General features: G+C 65.0%; 10 protein-coding genes. 3 read left to right on the top strand and 7 right to left on the bottom strand.

The features are described from left to right. The first annotated feature begins 12 nt into the window (after positions 1-12). Entirely contained in the window at positions 13-1,380 is a 1,368-nt protein-coding gene (locus NO363_RS05030; protein WP_256687327.1) for an NAD(P)/FAD-dependent oxidoreductase, read from the top strand. 200 nt (positions 1,381-1,580) lie between these two features. Here the strand turns inward: NO363_RS05030 and gnd are convergent, their stop codons facing one another. Together gnd and NO363_RS05020 are read right to left on the bottom strand one after the other, a co-directional pair. Beyond that, positions 1,581-2,477 carry a phosphogluconate dehydrogenase (NAD(+)-dependent, decarboxylating) gene (gene gnd, locus NO363_RS05025; RefSeq protein ID WP_256687326.1) on the bottom strand — a complete coding sequence of 299 codons (897 nt, stop codon included), beginning with the start codon at positions 2,475-2,477 and terminating at the stop codon, positions 1,581-1,583. A 42-nt stretch (positions 2,478-2,519) separates the two neighbouring features. Further along, positions 2,520-2,804 (bottom strand): hypothetical protein, encoded by a 285-nt coding sequence (locus tag NO363_RS05020; RefSeq protein ID WP_007741127.1) that lies wholly within the window; start codon positions 2,802-2,804, stop codon positions 2,520-2,522. Between the two features lie 199 nt (positions 2,805-3,003). Between NO363_RS05020 and NO363_RS05015 the strand changes: the two genes are divergently transcribed. Continuing rightward, entirely contained in the window at positions 3,004-5,625 is a 2,622-nt protein-coding gene (locus NO363_RS05015; RefSeq protein WP_256687323.1) for a valine--tRNA ligase, read from the top strand. A 404-nt stretch (positions 5,626-6,029) separates the two neighbouring features. Next, the gene (locus NO363_RS05010) at positions 6,030-7,628 is read left to right on the top strand and encodes a long-chain-fatty-acid--CoA ligase (protein ID WP_256687320.1); all 1,599 of its coding nucleotides are present in this window, start codon (positions 6,030-6,032) and stop codon (positions 7,626-7,628) included. Between the two features lie 30 nt (positions 7,629-7,658). On the opposite strand, the gene NO363_RS05005 is transcribed toward NO363_RS05010, so the two are convergent. The 5 genes from NO363_RS05005 to NO363_RS04985 all read right to left on the bottom strand — a co-directional run bounded on the left by NO363_RS05005 (position 7,659) and on the right by NO363_RS04985 (position 16,037). Then, the gene (locus NO363_RS05005) at positions 7,659-8,306 is read right to left on the bottom strand and encodes a helix-turn-helix domain-containing protein (protein WP_256687318.1); all 648 of its coding nucleotides are present in this window, start codon (positions 8,304-8,306) and stop codon (positions 7,659-7,661) included. 82 nt (positions 8,307-8,388) lie between these two features. Further along, positions 8,389-10,380 carry a SpoVR family protein gene (locus NO363_RS05000; RefSeq protein WP_256687316.1) on the bottom strand — a complete coding sequence of 664 codons (1,992 nt, stop codon included), beginning with the start codon at positions 10,378-10,380 and terminating at the stop codon, positions 8,389-8,391. Then, positions 10,373-11,683 (bottom strand): YeaH/YhbH family protein, encoded by a 1,311-nt coding sequence (locus tag NO363_RS04995; RefSeq protein WP_256687314.1) that lies wholly within the window; start codon positions 11,681-11,683, stop codon positions 10,373-10,375. The genes NO363_RS05000 and NO363_RS04995 overlap by 8 nt, the downstream gene beginning before the upstream one ends. After that, positions 11,674-13,962 carry a PrkA family serine protein kinase gene (locus NO363_RS04990; protein ID WP_256687312.1) on the bottom strand — a complete coding sequence of 763 codons (2,289 nt, stop codon included), beginning with the start codon at positions 13,960-13,962 and terminating at the stop codon, positions 11,674-11,676. The genes NO363_RS04995 and NO363_RS04990 overlap by 10 nt, the downstream gene beginning before the upstream one ends. Next, on the bottom strand, positions 13,962-16,037 hold the full coding sequence (locus tag NO363_RS04985; RefSeq protein ID WP_256687310.1) for a PrkA family serine protein kinase: 2,076 nt from the start codon (positions 16,035-16,037) through the stop codon (positions 13,962-13,964). The genes NO363_RS04990 and NO363_RS04985 overlap by 1 nt, the downstream gene beginning before the upstream one ends. Positions 16,038-16,212 lie beyond the last annotated feature (175 nt).

Here is a 16,212-nt window from a genome sequence, read left to right as displayed (position 1 = left end):
GAAACTCGCGCCATGATCGGCATCGTCGGCGGTGGCATCGCGGGGCTCGCGGCGGCCTACCGCCTCCAGCAGGAGGGCCACGAGGTCAGGATCTTCGAGGCGAGCGAGGACGTCGGCGGGCTCGCGGCGACCTACGAGACCCGCGGCGATCGCATCGAGAAGTTCTATCACCATCTCTCGAAATCCGAGGAGACGATCGTGGAGCTCGCCGAGGAACTCGGTCTCGGCGACGCGCTCGAATGGCGCGTCGGGGAGAACGGCTACTACGTCGATGGAACCCTCCACCCGATGGACACGCCGTGGCAGATCCTCGCCTACCCGCATCTGAGCCTCTACGATACGTTCCGTCTCGGGATGCTCACGCTCGACGTCGACGTGCGCGGCGGCGTACCGAAGTTCGATAGCTACGAGAATCTCCAAGACTACGAGGACGTCCCGATCAAGGAGTTCGTTCTGGAGCACACCACGCGCGGCGTCTACGAGAACTTCTTCGAACCGCTGCTCGAAGCGAAGTTCGGCTCGCGCAAGGACGACGTGAGCGCCGCGTGGCTGCTCGGGCGCGTCAAGTTCCGCGGCGAACGCGACCTCCTTCGGGGGGAGATCCTGGGCTACTTCGACGGCGGCTTTCACCGACTGCTCGACGCGCTCGTGGCCGCGGTCGGCCGTGAGAACATCGAAACCGGCACGCGCGTCACGGATCTCGACACGGCCGGTGGCGGGGTCGAATCGCTCACGGTCGCGAGCGATGGCGAGACCGAGACCCACGCGGTCGACGAGGTCGTCGTCGCGGCGATGCCCAACGTTTTGGAGGATCTTACGGGCTACACCTGCGAGATCGACTTCCAGGGAACGGTCTGTTCGGTGATTTCACTCTCCGAATCACTGATGGACACCTACTGGCTCAACATCGCCGACGAGGCCCCCTTCGGCGCGCTCATCGAACACACGAACTTCGTGCCCGCAGCGCGCTACGGCGGCGAACACCTGCTCTACGCGGTGAGCTACGTCCAGAATTCCGAAGAAGAACTCTGGCGGATGAGCGACGACGCCGTCGAGGCGACGTGGCTTTCTGGCATCGAAGAGCTCTTCCCCGACTTCGATCGCAGCAGCGTCAACTGGATTGAGACGGCCAGAAATCCCCGCACCGCGCCGGTCTATGAGCGCGGCTATCTCGACATGGTGATCCCCTACGATCTCGCTAGCGAGGTCGCCGATGGCGTTTACTACGCCGGGATGGCGAGTCGCGCCCAGTATCCCGAACGAAGTCTGAACGGCGGGATCCGGGCGGGCTTCGCCTGTGCTGACCGCATCGCCGAAAAAGACGATCTCGAACAGCGACGGACGGCCACGGCCGTCGGCGACGGCGGCCGGCACGACTGAACCCGGCTGCGGTCGCGGTGCAGTTGCGGATTCCTGGTGGATGAAGGGCGAACGAGCGAACGCCAGTGAGCGAGTGAGGGCTTCTGTGGTGCTGTGCGGTCAGCGTCGGCGGCGCTGATGGGCTGGATTATTCCTCGCGAGCGATCTCTGTCCTCACGGGTCGTGGTGCTCCCCGTTCGGCTACTGTCGCTCTCGCTCGATCATTCGTTCCGAGCGACATCGTGACGGCCGAAGCCGTACCGCAGGCGATTGGCGAGCTGGCGGGCGAACCGGCCGTCCGAGCGCGAGCCGAACCGTTCGGCGAGCGCGGTGTAGATGAGTGGGACGGGGATCTCCTGGGAGAGCGCTTCCTGGACGGTCCAGGTGCCCGTTGAGCCGCCGGCGACGTGATCAGCGACGGTATCGAGATCGGTGCCTTCCTCGGCGAACGCCTCCTCGCAGAGTTCGAGCAGCCACGAGCGGATCACCGAACCGTTGTTCCACGTGCGCGCGACCGATTCGAGGTCGAGGTCGTATCGGCCGTCGTGGAGCAGTTCGAACCCCTCGCCGTAGGCCTCCATCAACGCGTACTCGACGCCGTTGTGGATCATCTTCACGTAGTGGCCCGAACCCGCCGGCCCCATTCTGTCGTGGCCCTCCGTACCGGTGGCCACGGCGTCGAACACGGACGAGAGCTCCTCGTAGGCCCACACGGGCCCGCCGATCATCAGCGAGAAGCCGACCTCCGCGCCCGCCGGTCCGCCCGAGGTTCCGCAGTCGAGATACGCCGCCGGGGTCGATTCGGCCCGGCGGACCGACGCCTCGAAGTGAGAGTTGCCGCCGTCGACCACGATATCGTTGCCGTCGAGATGGGGTTCGAGGTCGGCGAGCACGGCGTCGATGGCGTCGCCGGCGGGCACCATCAGCCAGATTCGTTTCTCGTCACCGAGCGTCTCGGCGAGGTCTGGGACGGAGTCGGCCGGTTCGGCACCGACCTCGGCGGCGGCCGCGACCGCCTGTTCGTCCGTGTCGAAGGCGACCACGCTATGGCCGCCATCGAGTGCACGCCCGGCGACGATCCGTCCCATCCGCCCGAGTCCGACGACGCCCAGTTGCATACCCCTCCCTCCGCGGGCGCGCAGGTAGGGGTTGTGGTTCCGCTATCCGGGTGGCTCCTCGTCCGTTGTGATCGAGTCGTCGAACCCAGACGTTCCGTCGCCCTCGACGGCCATGCGTCGCAACCGGCGGCGTTCGGTCGAGTCGAGATCGTGCTCGCTGGAGGTGGTCGGCAACAGGTCCTCGACAGTCGTTCCGTGGTTGCCGGCGACCTGCTCGACGAACTCGCCGTCCTGCATGCGCTGGAGGCCGTGCCAGAGTCCGAGGAACAACAGCGACGGCGCGACACAGACGAACGCGCCGACGAGCACGCGAAGGAGCAAATTCATGTCTATTGATAGCGTTTCACGAACAAGTCGCTGACGGCTCCGGCGAGATGGTCGTGGGTATGCTCGTGACCTGCAGAACGCGAACGTTTATCCGACCGACTCGCGTGGGTGGGCTATGGACGCGATGGCAGCGGTAGTACGTCGCTGACCGAACCGCCGTTTCGACACCGTTACTTGACCGGCCGCAGGCATTCTCACCATGACAGAGCTATCGGAGAGCTACGACCCATCCACCCTCGAAGCCAAGTGGCGCGAGGAGTGGGCCGATTCCGAGCTGTATCGCTACGATGACGACGAAACCACCGATACTGACACACAGTACGTCATCGACACGCCGCCGCCGTATCCCACAGGGGACTTCCACATCGGAAACGCACTCGGCTGGTGTTACATGGACTTCGCTGCCCGGTATCACCGCCTGCAGGGCGAGAACGTCTCCTTCCCCCAGGGCTGGGACTGTCACGGTCTGCCCACCGAGGTGAAGGTCGAGGAGAACCAAGGAATTCGACGGACGGATGTCTCGCGCGAGGAGTTCCGGGAGCTCTGCATCGAGCACACCGAGGGCCAGATCGACGCGATGAAGGAGACGATGCAGCGATTGGGCTTCTCCCAGGACTGGGAACAGGAGTTCCGCACGATGGATCCCGACTACTGGGCGAAGACCCAGCGCTCGTTCGTCGAGATGGCCGACAATGGCTACGTCCATCGTGACGAACATCCCGTCAACTGGTGTCCACGTTGTGAGACGGCCATCGCCGACGCCGAAGTCGAGAACGTCGACAGCCAGGGGACGCTCGCGACCGTCCGGTTTTCGGGCATCGACAACGACAACATAGACATCGCCACCACGCGGCCCGAGTTGCTCGCGGCCTGTGTCGGCATGGCGGTCGATCCCGACGACGAGCGCTACGCCGACCGTATCGGCGACAGTTTCGAGGTGCCACTCTTTGGACAAGAAGTCGAACTGATCGCCGACGAGGCCGTCGACGGCGAGTTCGGCACGGGCGCGGTGATGATCTGCACCTTCGGCGACAAGCAGGACGTCGACTGGTGGGCCGAGTACGATCTCGATCTCCGACCTGTCGTCACCGAGGACGGCCGTCTCGACGAGAGCGTCCCGGAGTTCGGCGGGCTCGATCTCGACGAGGCGAAGGCGGAGATCACCACCGCACTCCAGAAGGAGGGCTATCTCGAAGACGAGGAGCCGATCGAGCAGTCCGTGGGTGCGTGCTGGCGGTGCGATACGCCGATCGAGATCCTCTCGAAGGAGCAGTGGTTCGTCCGCGTCGACCAGGACGAGATCCTCTCGAAGGCCCGCGAGATCGACTGGATCCCCGAGCACATGTACGGTCGCCTGGAGGAGTGGACCGAAGGGATGGACTGGGACTGGGTGATCTCGCGCCAGCGCGTGTTCGCCACCCCGATCCCGGCGTGGTCGTGCGATGACTGCGGCCACTGGCACGTCGCCAGCACCGACGATCTGCCCGCGAAGCCGACCGAGGACGACCCCGCCGCCGAGTGTCCCGAGTGTGGCGCGAGCGAGTGGACCGGCGAGACCGACGTGATGGACACCTGGATGGACTCGTCGATCTCGGCGCTTCATGCAGCTGGCTGGCCCGACGAACCCTTCGAACCGGTCCAGCTCCGCGAGCAGGGCCACGACATCATCCGCACGTGGGCGTTCTACACGATCCTCCGGACGGCGGCGCTCGAAGACGAGAAGCCGTGGGAGGAGGCGGTGATCAACGGGATGGTCCTGGGGACCGATGGCAACAAGATGAGCAAGTCGAAGGACAACTCGGTCGCACCGATCGACGTCGTCGAGGAGCAGTCGGCCGACGCCTTCCGACAAGCGATCGCACTCGGCGGCCAGCCCGGCTCGGACATCCAGTTCCAGCACAAGGAGGTGACGAGCGCCTCGCGATTCCTGACGAAGCTCTGGAACATCACGCGCTTCGCGAGCGATCACCTCGACGATGCCGACGAAGCGAAGCCAGCATACACCGACGCCGACCGATGGATTCACTCGAAGTGCGCGCGCATCGCCGACGACGTGGCCGCCGACATGGACGAGCATCGGTTCGATCGCGCGCTCCGGACGGTCCGGGAGTTCCTCTGGCACGACCTCGCCGACGACTACCTCGAACTGATCAAGGGGCGGCTCTACGAGGGGAGTCCCGAGGAGCAAGCTGCCGCTCGGCGAACGCTCTCCATAGTTTTGTCGGCGTCGATCCGCATGCTCGCACCGTTCTCGCCGTTCCTCGCCGAGGAGACCTACCGTCATCTCCCCGGAACGTCGGGCAGCGTTCACGCGGCCGGGTGGCCCGAACTCGACGCCGAAGACGAGAGCGTGGAGGCCCGTGGCGAGCGCATCGCGGCGGTGGCGAGCACGGTCCGGGCGTGGAAATCGGAGGCCGGGATGGCGCTCAACGCCGATCTCGATCGCGTCGAGATCTATCCTGACGACGGTGTCGACGAGTTCGACATCGGCGACCTGCGCGCGACGGTCAACGCCCCGATCGAGGTCGAGGCGGGCGAGCCGGACATCGAGATGGTGCCCGTCGAAGTCGACCCGGATCACAGCACGATCGGGCCGAAGTTCCGCGATCGAGCTGGTGCGGTCGTCGGCGCGCTCGAAGCAGCCGATCCGGAGGCCATCGCGGCACAGAAGCGCGAACAGGGTGAGATCGAACTCGACGCCAACGGTGAGGTCGTGGTGCTCGACGGCGACGCGGTCGAAATCCGTCACGAGCAGCGCGCGGCGGGCGAAACCGTCGAAGTGCTCGATGCCGACGGTGCGACAGTGCTCGTCTTCCCCTGACTTGGTGGGTGCCGCCGATGCGGCCCCGCCTGCCGGCGGTTGCGGTGCCTGGCATCTCGGCGAGCGACGCGAGCCGAGGCTCAGGAGAGCAAACTCTCCTGGTGGATGAAGGGCGGGCGACCGAACGAAGTGAGGGAGCGAGGGCTTCTGCGCTGCTGTGCTGATGGACGTCCGCGCGAGCGGAGCGAGCGCGGTTCACTGCGAGCGACCATAGGGAGCGAGCAGGTATTTTTAGTCCAGGTTTTTGCGACCAGCGAGGGACCTTCGGTCCCTCGCGCCGTGCGAACGGGCGCTTCGCGCCCGTGAGCAGAGAGTGATGGCCGACCATAGGGAGGCCACCCGAGGAGTAAAAAAGTGGGTGCCGAAAGGCATTAGTCGCCGCCCGCGAAGGTGTTGGATAGTTCATGAAGGTAGAAATGCTAACGACCGACTTCCTGGATCGGGCGGTCGATCTCTATTCGGACGTCGTCGGTGTGATCGCCCACGACGGGACCGAATACACGTACGACGAGTTCGCCGAGCGGGTGAATCAGGTTTCACACGCTCTCCTGGAGATGGGTGTCGAGCAGGGTGATCGGGTGGCGTTGCTCTCGCCGAACACGCACTACTTCCTCGAAACGCTCTACGGCGTGAACCAGCTCGGAGCCGTGTTCGTCCCGATGAACTACCTGCTGGTGCCCGACGACTTCGACTACATCCTGAACGACTGCGATGCCGACGTCGTCATCGCCGACTACGACTACGCCGAGAACGTCGAGGCGGTGCGCGAGTCGGTGCCCGCCGAGTCGTTCGTCGGCTACGAGGCCGACGCCATCGACGGCGACTGGGTGGACTACGAGGAGTGGCTCGCGGCTCAGCCGACTGACCGACCCGACCGACCAGAGATCGCGGAGGACGATGACGCCTCGATCAACTACACGTCGGGGACGACCGGCGATCCGAAGGGCGTCGTCCGGACCCATCGGACCGAGCACTGGCACGCGCTCGTTCTCAACCACCACAAGGAGATCCGCGACGACGATACCTATCTCTGGACGCTGCCGATGTTCCACTGCAACGGCTGGGGCCACACCTACGCCATCACCGGGACGGGCGCGACCCACGTCTGCCAGCGCACGTTCGAGCCGGAGGGGACTCTCGAACGGGTGCGCGAGCACGACGTTTCCTACCTGTGTGGCGCGCCGACGGTGCTGAACCGGCTCATCGCCCACTACGACGAGAACCCCGACATCGTGACGACCGGCGAGCGCGACGTGCGCATCGCCACCGCCGGCAGCGCGCCCGCGACCGCCACCCTCTCCAGTATCGAGGACGACATCGGCTGGCGGGTCATCCACCTCTACGGGCTGACCGAGACCGCGCCGCTGATCACCTCCTCGAACTCGCCGCGGCGACTCGCCGAACGTGGGCGCGACCTCAAGGTGAAGCAGGGCAGCGAGGTGCTCGCGACCGATGTCCGGGTTGTGGACGACGACGGCAACGACGTGCCGCGCGACGGCGCGACGCTCGGCGAGATCGTCGTCAAGGGCAACCAGGTAATGGACCGATATCTCAACAAGCCCGATATCACCGAGGAGGCGTTCAACGCCAAGCTCCCCGGTTACTTCCACACCGAGGACCTCGCCACGATGGACGAGGACGGGATGGTTGCCATCCAGGACAGGGAAAAGGACATCATCATCTCCGGCGGCGAGAACGTCTCCTCTATCGCCGTCGAGGACACCCTCTACGACCACCCCGACATCGCCAAGGCGGCCGTGATCCCGACTCCGAGCGACGAGTGGGGCGAGGCGGTGACGGCGCTGGTCGTAGCGAAGCCCGATACCGACCTCACGGGCGAGGCCGTCCGCGAGTTCGCCGGCGAGCATCTTGCACGGTACAAGATCCCGAAGACCGTCGAGTTCGTCGACGACCTGCCCGAGACCGCGACCGGCAAGGTTCAGAAATACGAACTCCGCGAGGACTACTGGGAGGACGAGGAGCGCCTGGTCGGGCAGGGCTGAATCGGGCGAGGCCGAGCCGGTTCCCGGGTTTCAGACGAGCGACGTGAGGATTCGCGATTCGGCCTTCCGGAGGTGTTCGTCAACCGTGCTCGGCGCGCAGTCGAGCGTGCCGGCGATGTCCTCGTGGGTCGCCTGCCGCGGCACCTCGTAGTAGCCGTTCTCGACGGCGGTCTCGAACACTTCGAGCTGACGGTCGGTCAGCAGCGAGAGCACGTTTCGCTCGTCGGGCGAATACTCGCCGACCTGTTCGACGGTGATCCGTGTCTCTTCGGGTAGTTCCTCCAGCGCCTGCTGGAGCATCTCGTGGGTACCGACGACGGTGATCCGGAGCCCACCCTCGACGAACGCCAGCGGCGGGACGATCATCAGTGCGTACTTCTGGGCGACGGACATCAGCCGGCCAGCGGGCTGGCCCGGTTTGACGTGAACGTAGAAATGGAACGTCTCGCCCTCGACGGCGATCGACGAACACGAGAGCAGCTCCGGATGGCCGTCGAGGCGCGCTTGGAGCTTCTCGGGATCGCCACGGAGCCGATAGAGCATCACGCCCGTCCCGTTGGCGAGCGCGTTGACGTGGACGAGCGCCTCGCGCGTGACGCCGGGTGTCTCGATGATGACGCTATCGACGGGATGGATCGCCCCGTCGTCGGGTTTGATCGTGAACTCGAAATACCTCATGGCGCTCGCCCCATCGTGCGTACTGATACCGGTCCGAACGATAGCCCTTTCGGATGTGACAGTATCGTCGTCGGTCGGGGGTTCACGCGAGCCACTCGTCGGGTTTCGTGTCGTAATCGACGTCCGTCGCGGCGATCCCCTCGACCTCGCTCCACGAGAGATCCTCGACGGTGAACGATTCGCCGTCGTAGCGGATGAGCTTGCCGCGCTCGTCGGGATCGGGCTCGCGCTCGCGGCGTTTCGCGACTTCGAGGTCGTGCTCGTCGAGCTCCTTGACGATCGTCTTGAGGTTCACCGGCCGTCCCCAGAGGTCGAACACGCGTTCGAGAGTCTGTCGTGCCTGTTCGACGTCGAGCATCACGCCGTTGTAGTGGTGGGCGAGCAGCAGCTCGTTGCGGTTGTTGTAGTTGCCGTCCTGCACGGTGATGGTGGGCTTGCCGAAGTTGGTGAACTGGAGCAGGAGTTTCTTCTTCACGTCCTCGTAGTCCGTCGAGGTCGCCCGATAATCACCTGTGGCCTGCGTGTACTCGTAGGTGAAGTAGTCGTTGTCGTCGACGAACTCCTGGGAGAGGAACTCGTCGAGGAAGGTCACGTCGTTGTGGCTCTCGCGGATCTCGAAGAGGCGGTTCCAGCCCGCCGTGTATTCCACGTCGGCGAGCGCCTCGTCGACGTCGCTGTACCGCGAATCGTCGAACAGGTATCGCGAGATCCGTTCGAGCTCCTCGCGGCTCGTCCGCTGGAGGAAGCCGCTGTTCTGGGGTTTGGCAAGCGAGTAGTGGCGCTCGGCCATTCCCTCGTAGGTGAGGAGTTTCCAGGGATAACGATCGACGTCGATCTCGCCGTTCTTCGCGGTCGCGAGCGCCTCGCCATCTACCCGCGGGTCGTCGGGATCGAACGCCGCGAGCCCATCGCCCGCGATCCGATCGATGACGGGATCGGGCGCGAGCGCCGCCGCGACAGTCTCGAAATCGACCACGTCGTGGAAGTTGCGCCACGTGATTCCCTCGACGCGGAGCAGGCGCTCGCAGACCTCGCGGCGGTTGACCGAGTTCTCGATGTACTCCCAGAGCTCCTTGCCGAGTTTGTACGGATTGAGCCCCGGTGAGGCGAGCACGCGCGCCTGATGGTCGGCGTAGCTCAGGAATTCATCGGTGCCGGCGAAGTTCTCCTCGCCCATCATCATCGACTCCCAGTAGGCCGCCCAGCCCTCGTTCATCACCTTCGTCATCCGCTGGGCGGCGAAGTAGTATGCCTCCCGGCGGAGCAGTTCCAAAACTGTGCGCTGCCACTCCTCCATCTCGACGGCCTTCTCGCGCTCCTCGTCGTAGGCCATCCCGTGACGGAAGAGGAAGGCGAGCAGATCGGGCTCGGGTTCGGGCGGGATCGCCCCCGACGGCTCCTCCTCGCGCTGGGCTTCGAGCCAGTCGTCGTCGAACACCTCGCTGACGACGTCGGCCCCGAGATCGAGCTCGTCGAGTCGATCGGCGATGTCGTCGTCCTCGATCCCGGGAGCCTCCTCCGCGCTCGCGCTCTCGAACGCCCGATGCCGGTCGATGTTCGTCTCCAGACACTGGATCGTGTCGATCCAGCTCTCGACGGCCTCGCGCTCGATATCGGGATCGCGCATGAACGCGGCGATCGCGTCGGCGTGTCGCGCGAGCATCGCCGCCGCGTCCGGCGTCCCGCCGCCGGTGAACAGGCCGAACCACTGGTTGTGCGCGAAGAAATCCGCGTGCGCCTCGACGTGGGTGATGACCGCCTTCTGGTCGGCGAGACTGTTCGATTCCTGGAGGAACGCGTGCGCGGGGTCGTCGTTGTTGACGATCTCGAAGGCCTTCCCGCCGAGGAACTGGTTCTGTTTCTGCTGGCGGTCGTATTTCATCCCCCAGCGCCAGTGCGGATATCTGGTCTGGAACCCGTCGTAGGCGATGAGTTCGTTCATCTCGTCGTAGTCGACGATCCAGTAGTTCACGCGGTAGGGGTCGAGCCCCAGTTTGTGAGCGAGGTTCGCGGCCTCGCTCACCGGCTCTTCGAGGCTGTCGGCCGCTCGCTGTGCGCTGATGCGGTCAGTCATTGTCGTCCTCGGTGTTCAGGATGGTTTCGATCGCGTCGACGACGTCCCCCGGGCCGTTGACGTACGCGACGGCGACGTTGTCGCTGTCGTGGAAGTGGCGTTCGACCTCCTCGGCGTGGGTCGCGTTGATCGCGTTGCCCGACGGCTGCGTCTCGACGTAGGCATGGAGGTTCGCGGGGATCGCCTCCATCTGCGGGATGACGTACTCCTCGGTGTCGTTCGAGGAGTTCTCGGAGTCGCCCGCTGCGAATACGTATCTGTTCCAGTCGTTCCACGGATACTCCTCGTCGAGGATCGCTGCCGCGAGCTCGTACGCGCTCGAAATTTTGGTTCCTCCTCCAGAGCGGATGCCGAAGAACTCCTCGCGCTCGACGCGCCACGCCTCGGCGTCGTGGGCGATGTAGACGAACTCGGCGCGGTCGTACTTGCCCGTGAGATACCAGTCGAGCGGCGTGAACGTCCGCTCGACGAGCTCGCGCTTCTGCTCGCGCATCGATCCGGAGACGTCGCGGATGTTCACGACGACGACGTTCTTCTCGTACTCCTCGACGATCTCGGGGTAGCGGTAGCGCTCGTCCTCGCGACGGAAGGGCACGTGATCGACCCCCTCCTTGCGGATGCGGGTAGCGGTGTCCTCGGCCTCGACGTTGCGCTCCATCGTCTCGATCGACGGCCAGCGCGTGCGCTCGCTGGCCGCGAGTTTCGCGTACTCGTCGTCGAGCCACGCCCGCGAGACGGGCAGGTGCTTGCCGCGCGCCCACTCGAAGACGCTCTCGGGGCCCATCCCGTCGACCCTGAGCGCCTCGCGGACGTACTCGTGATCGAAATCCGTCGCGAGCTTGCGCTTCAGCCCCTGTTTGAACATCCGCTCGAAATCGAGCGTGCTGTTCGGTCCCGTCCGACTGACGTCGGTGTAATCGCCCTCGGTCTCCTCGACGACGCGCTTGCCCTTCGGTTCGAGATCGAGCCCCAGTCGCTCGTCGAGCTCCTGGGCGAACTCCTCGGGGTCCATCTCGTAGTACTCGTGCTCGCCGCCCTCCTCGCCGGGATCGCCCTCCTCGTCGCCCGGCTGTGGCTGGCCGACCGGCTGGCCCGGCTGGGGCGTGTCGCCGTCGCCCTGTCCGACGCCGCCCTGGTCGCGCTTGTCGTACTCGAAGCCCGGCAGGTCGATGATCTTCACCGGGACTCGCACCGAATCCGGGCCGCTGCCGCCGAGATCGCCGTACTGAATGAACTCCGCGAGATCCTCGCGGCGCTCCTCGCCGACCTCACGGTAGCGTTCGAGGTCCTCCCTCAGTCCCATCTGTAGCTCACCTGTCCCATGACGTGCCGGCTGGTCAGCTCGGCGCTCGCTGCGCTGTAGTCGAACAGCTCGACCATCTTCTCGATCGTCTGTTCCTTCAGCCGCGCCGTCTCGGTTCCACTGGGCGGGTCCTCCCACTGACGCGGGTCGAAGTCCTCGTAGGCCCGCCGGACGTCGTCCCAGTCGTGGCTCCCGAGCACGGTGTCGATCACCGGGATCTCGGTGAGTGCGACGTCGCTCGCCCGGAACTCGTCGTCGCGGCTGTGCCACGCGTGGCGGTTGAGCGCGGTGATGATCTTCTCCATGCGGAACTCCCTGACCGCCGGCGAGGGTTGACTTCCGTCGTAGCTCTCGGAGCCGAACCGCCCGAGATGCTCGGTCTCGAAGACCTTCATCACGAGCGGGTCGGGCTCCTCGCGCTCGCCACGGTCGTTCTCGACCTGTTCGTCCGCCGCCCACGCGTAGACGTGTTCGACGTACTCGGCGACGGTTGCCTCGTCGACGCGCTTGTCGTGCAGCAGCGCTTCGAGCACGTCCTCGCGCTGGCGCTCGAACACCTGGTTTTTCACTTGGACGACGCGGCTCTCGAACTCGCCGCGCTCGGTCGTCGAGAACACCGGTGCCTCGGCCAGTTCGGCCGCCATCGCGTCCAGGACGTCCTGTGGCATGACGACGTCCTCGACGGGGAGATCGACATGGTGGCGCTCGCGCTCGGCGTACAGCAGATCGGCGATGACGTCGCGCGTGTAGGTGACGGGGATCCCGCTCTCGCCGTCGGCGCTGTCCTCGTCGAAATCGAACGCTTCACGCTCGGTGCGCTCGTCTCCATGCTGGAGATAGCCGCGATCGAACAGCAGCGCCTTGTCGACGAGCTCCATCCCCGCCGGGAGGTCATCGTCGTCGAGCCGCGTGACGACGCTGTAGAGCGCAGCCGCCCCGACCGCGTGTGGGGCGAGCTCGATCTCGGAGATATCGTCGTCACCGCCGACCGACACCGTGACCGGCTCGGCGATCGTCCGTTCGAGCGCCTCGTAGCTCTCGGCACGCCAGATCCCGGTCTCGTTCGCGAGTTCGCGCCGGATGAGCTCGGCTTCGAGCGAGACGTTCGTGAGATAGTCGAACTCGCGCCTGTCGAGGCGGCGCTTGAGCGCCTTCAACGGGTCGTCGGCGTTGCGCTCGGCGTGCTGGTTCAACTGCGCCTCTAAGTCGGGGTTCGAGATGATGATCATCTGCGTGTCGACGTCCATCCCGATTCCCTTGTCGAGCTTCACGGATCCCTCGTCGGGCACGTTGAGCAGCTTGCGGAGGAGATCCGCGTGCTGGGCGGCGTCCTCGACGATCGTCAACAGTCCGTTGCCCTGCGAGAGCACGCCGTCGTAGGAGAACGCCTGCGGGTTCTTTCGGCCTCGCGAATCGAGTTCGCGCACCATTCCTGCCATCCACGAGCCGACGAGCCGTTCCTTCGGCGAGCCGTCGTCCTCCGAATGGAGCACGCCGATACCCTGCCCGACATCGACGACATAGTTCTTTACCCGGAGGTGACGCCTGTCCGTCACGGCTGAGAACAGGTCCCGCACCCCGTCGCGGCGGTACCGCTCCTCGAGGTAGTCGTAGGCTTCACGGCAGAACGGATCGAGACGTCCCTCGACGGTGATCGGGACGTGATCGTCGCTGCGCTCGTTGAGTGCCTCGACGATCTCCGTACGCACCTCCGGCGGGAAGACGGTCAGCGGATGTGATTGGACGGGGCTCTCGTACCAGTCGTCCTCGTCGTCGCGGTACTCGCCGCCGTAGGTCAGCCCGGCCGACTCGCCGAGGCCCGCGACGTTCCACTCGACGGTGTAGCGCCGACCGGCGTCGGTCTTCGAGAACTCGCGCAGCCCGTTGATGAGACAACGCTTCAGTTCGGACTTGCCCGTCGCCGTGGGGCCGGCGAGCCAGATGATCTTCTCGTCTTTCCCCCGGCCGGCGGCGATCGAGCGCAGATCGTCGACGAACGCGTTGAGCACCGCGGTGTTGCCGAGGATCGCGTGCTCACCGTCGTTGTGTGGGTCGTCGAAGAACCGGTAGCGCTCGGTCTCCTCGCCCTCCTCGATCACGGTTCTGGTCCCGGCGGCCTCGATGGCGGCGACGAGATACTTCGCGGCGTGGGCGGCGATCCGGGGCTGGGAGAGCGCCGCATCGACGTATTCGGCGAGGCTCATCGGCTCCTCGTAGGTCTCCTGGAGCGCGCGGTCGGCCGCGGTGACGTAGCTCTCGCCGCTCTCTCGGTCAGTCATCACTCGTCTTCCAGTTCGGTTTTGGCGACTTCGGCACCGGCGAATTCGAGCACCTCCTTGGCCCCACCACGGGTGTAGCCCTGTTCGATCAGCGCGTCGATCCACGCGCTGCGCTCCTCGTCGTCCATCTCCCCCGACGACACCAGCGCCGAGAAGTTGATGTTGTGTTTCTTATCCTCCCAGAGCTTGCGCTCCAGGGCCCGCCGCAGACGGTCGTTGTCCTGTGGGTTGAACGTATCGCCCTCGCGAGCGCGACGCGACACCCAGTTCGACACCTCCTGACGGAAGTCGTCCTTCCGGTCTTCGGGCACGTCGAGTTTCTCCTCCACAGAACGGAGGAACGTCTCGTCGGGCCCCTGTTCGCGCCCGGTGAGCTCGTCCTCGACGGTGTCGTCGTCGATGTAGGCCATCACGTGGTCCATATACTTCTCGCCCTGGCGCTGGATCTCGTCGAGATCGTACGCCAGCGCGTGTCGGACGTCCTCGATGGCGCGCTCGCGATATTCCTCGCGGACGAGTTCGAGGTAGCGGTAGTAGGTGTCGAAGAGGTCCTCGGCGATCGAGCCGTGGTTTTCGAGGTTGCCCTCCAGGTGGTTGAACGTCGTCAACGGCGAGAGGAACCCCCTCTCACGGTGCATCGAGTCCATGATCGCCTCGGATATCTCGTCGCCGATGAACCGCGGGCTCACCCCCTCCATCCCCTCGCCGATCTCGGCGGTGTCGGTCGCCTCCTCGCGCAATTTCTTGACGTCGATGTCCTCGGCCTCGTCGATCTCACCGTTGTAGGCTTTGGCCTTCTGGAGGAGATCAACAGTCCCGGAGTCGGGTTCTTCGATCCGGGTGAGCACGCCGAACAGACCGGCCATCTCCAGGGTGTGGGGCTCGACGTGGATATCGGGCACGTCGGCGTTCGCGAGCATCTTCCGGTAGATGTTCGCCTCCTCGTCGTACTGGAGCACGTAAGGGAAGTCGATCCGCTTCGTTCGGTCGTTGAACGCCTCCATCTTCTCGTCGCCCTTCTTCTCCTTGTACTCGGGCATGTTCGTCCGCCCGACGATCACCTGATCGATGTCCATCCGCGGGTTGCTCTTCGGTTTGATGGTCATCTCCTGGGTGGCGTGGAGGAAGTCGTAGAGGAACTCCCGCTGGAGTTTGAGGAGCTCCTCGCCGGAGAAGATACCCCGATTGGCGTTACAGAACGCACCCGAGTAGTCGAAGGCTCGCGGGTCGCTCTCTCCGTAGACCGCGATCTTCGAGTAGTTGACGTCGCCCGTCAGCTCGGTCTCGTCCTGATTTTTCTTGTCCTTCGGCTCAAAGGTCTCGATCGCCTGACGCTTGTTCTCGTCGGCGGTGAGCCGCATCACCTCGACGTGGTTTTCGAGCACCTGCTGGAGGTCGTCGTCGTAGTAGCCAAGCAGGGAGTCCATGTAGAACTCGCTCGCGGGGTCGAGCGACTGCTCGTTCTGGATCGTGTAGGGCGCATCGAGGCGCTCGTTCAGTTCTTCGACGACGCGTTTGCGCTGATCGAGCGGGAGGAGCACCAGCGGATCCTGATTCATCGGCGATCGAACGACGTCGTCGGCGGGATCCTGGTCGGCGATCACGTCGGCCAGGTTCGTCCAGCGGAAGGTGTACATCCGGCCGTCCTCGCGCATCGTGTAGTCCTCGAAGTAGCGCCTGACCTGCCGGTCGAAATCCGACTTCCCCGAGCCGACCGGCCCCAGGAGCAGTTTGATGCGGCGTTCCGGCCCGAGCCCGCGTGCGCCGGATTTGGCCTTGTTGACGAACTCGTGAATGGCCTCGTGGATCTCGCGGCCGTAGAAGGTGTTCTCGCCCTCGCCGAGCGGGTCCTCGGAGGCGAGATGGTACTCGACGACGCCCGTCTCCTCGTCGTAGTCGCTGCCGTAGAAGTCGAACATGTCCGCGACGCGTTGGTGGGCGTTGCGGGCGATCGCTGGCTCCTCGCGGAGTTCGTCCAGATACCACTGGAACGTGCGCGCCGTGCGGAGGTCGGTCGGGATCGATGCACGGTACTCCTCGCTGAGCGCTTCGAGCGTGTTGGTGTCGCCTGACATTGTTGTATCTCTCTCGCGGGAGCCACGCGCGGACTCACCGCGGTAGTCGTCCGTGTCGGTCGTGGGCGGCGCGTCGAGATCGGCGAGCCGTACCGGAGGTTCGCGGCAGCGTACCGCGGTAGCATGACCCACCAATACTAGTAGGAGAAAAAGGATTAACACATATAACTGTTGC

The sequence above is a fragment of the Halococcus qingdaonensis genome, assembly GCF_024508235.1.
Classification (GTDB): Archaea; Halobacteriota; Halobacteria; order Halobacteriales; family Halococcaceae; genus Halococcus; species Halococcus qingdaonensis.
The sequence above is the reverse complement of the archived record's forward strand: the minus strand, read 5'-3'. Positions and strand labels throughout refer to the sequence as shown.

Bases quoted from the DNA above. Each gene is read 5' to 3' on its own strand.
- NO363_RS05030 (WP_256687327.1), top strand. From the start codon at position 13: ATGATCGGCATCGTCGGCGGTGGCATCGCGGGGCTCGCGGCGGCCTAC.
- gnd (WP_256687326.1), bottom strand. From the start codon at position 2,477: ATGCAACTGGGCGTCGTCGGACTCGGGCGGATGGGACGGATCGTCGCC.
- NO363_RS05020 (WP_007741127.1), bottom strand. From the start codon at position 2,804: ATGAATTTGCTCCTTCGCGTGCTCGTCGGCGCGTTCGTCTGTGTCGCG.
- NO363_RS05015 (WP_256687323.1), top strand. From the start codon at position 3,004: ATGACAGAGCTATCGGAGAGCTACGACCCATCCACCCTCGAAGCCAAG.
- NO363_RS05010 (WP_256687320.1), top strand. From the start codon at position 6,030: ATGAAGGTAGAAATGCTAACGACCGACTTCCTGGATCGGGCGGTCGAT.
- NO363_RS05005 (WP_256687318.1), bottom strand. From the start codon at position 8,306: ATGAGGTATTTCGAGTTCACGATCAAACCCGACGACGGGGCGATCCAT.
- NO363_RS05000 (WP_256687316.1), bottom strand. From the start codon at position 10,380: ATGACTGACCGCATCAGCGCACAGCGAGCGGCCGACAGCCTCGAAGAG.
- NO363_RS04995 (WP_256687314.1), bottom strand. From the start codon at position 11,683: ATGGGACTGAGGGAGGACCTCGAACGCTACCGTGAGGTCGGCGAGGAG.
- NO363_RS04990 (WP_256687312.1), bottom strand. From the start codon at position 13,962: ATGACTGACCGAGAGAGCGGCGAGAGCTACGTCACCGCGGCCGACCGC.
- NO363_RS04985 (WP_256687310.1), bottom strand. From the start codon at position 16,037: ATGTCAGGCGACACCAACACGCTCGAAGCGCTCAGCGAGGAGTACCGT.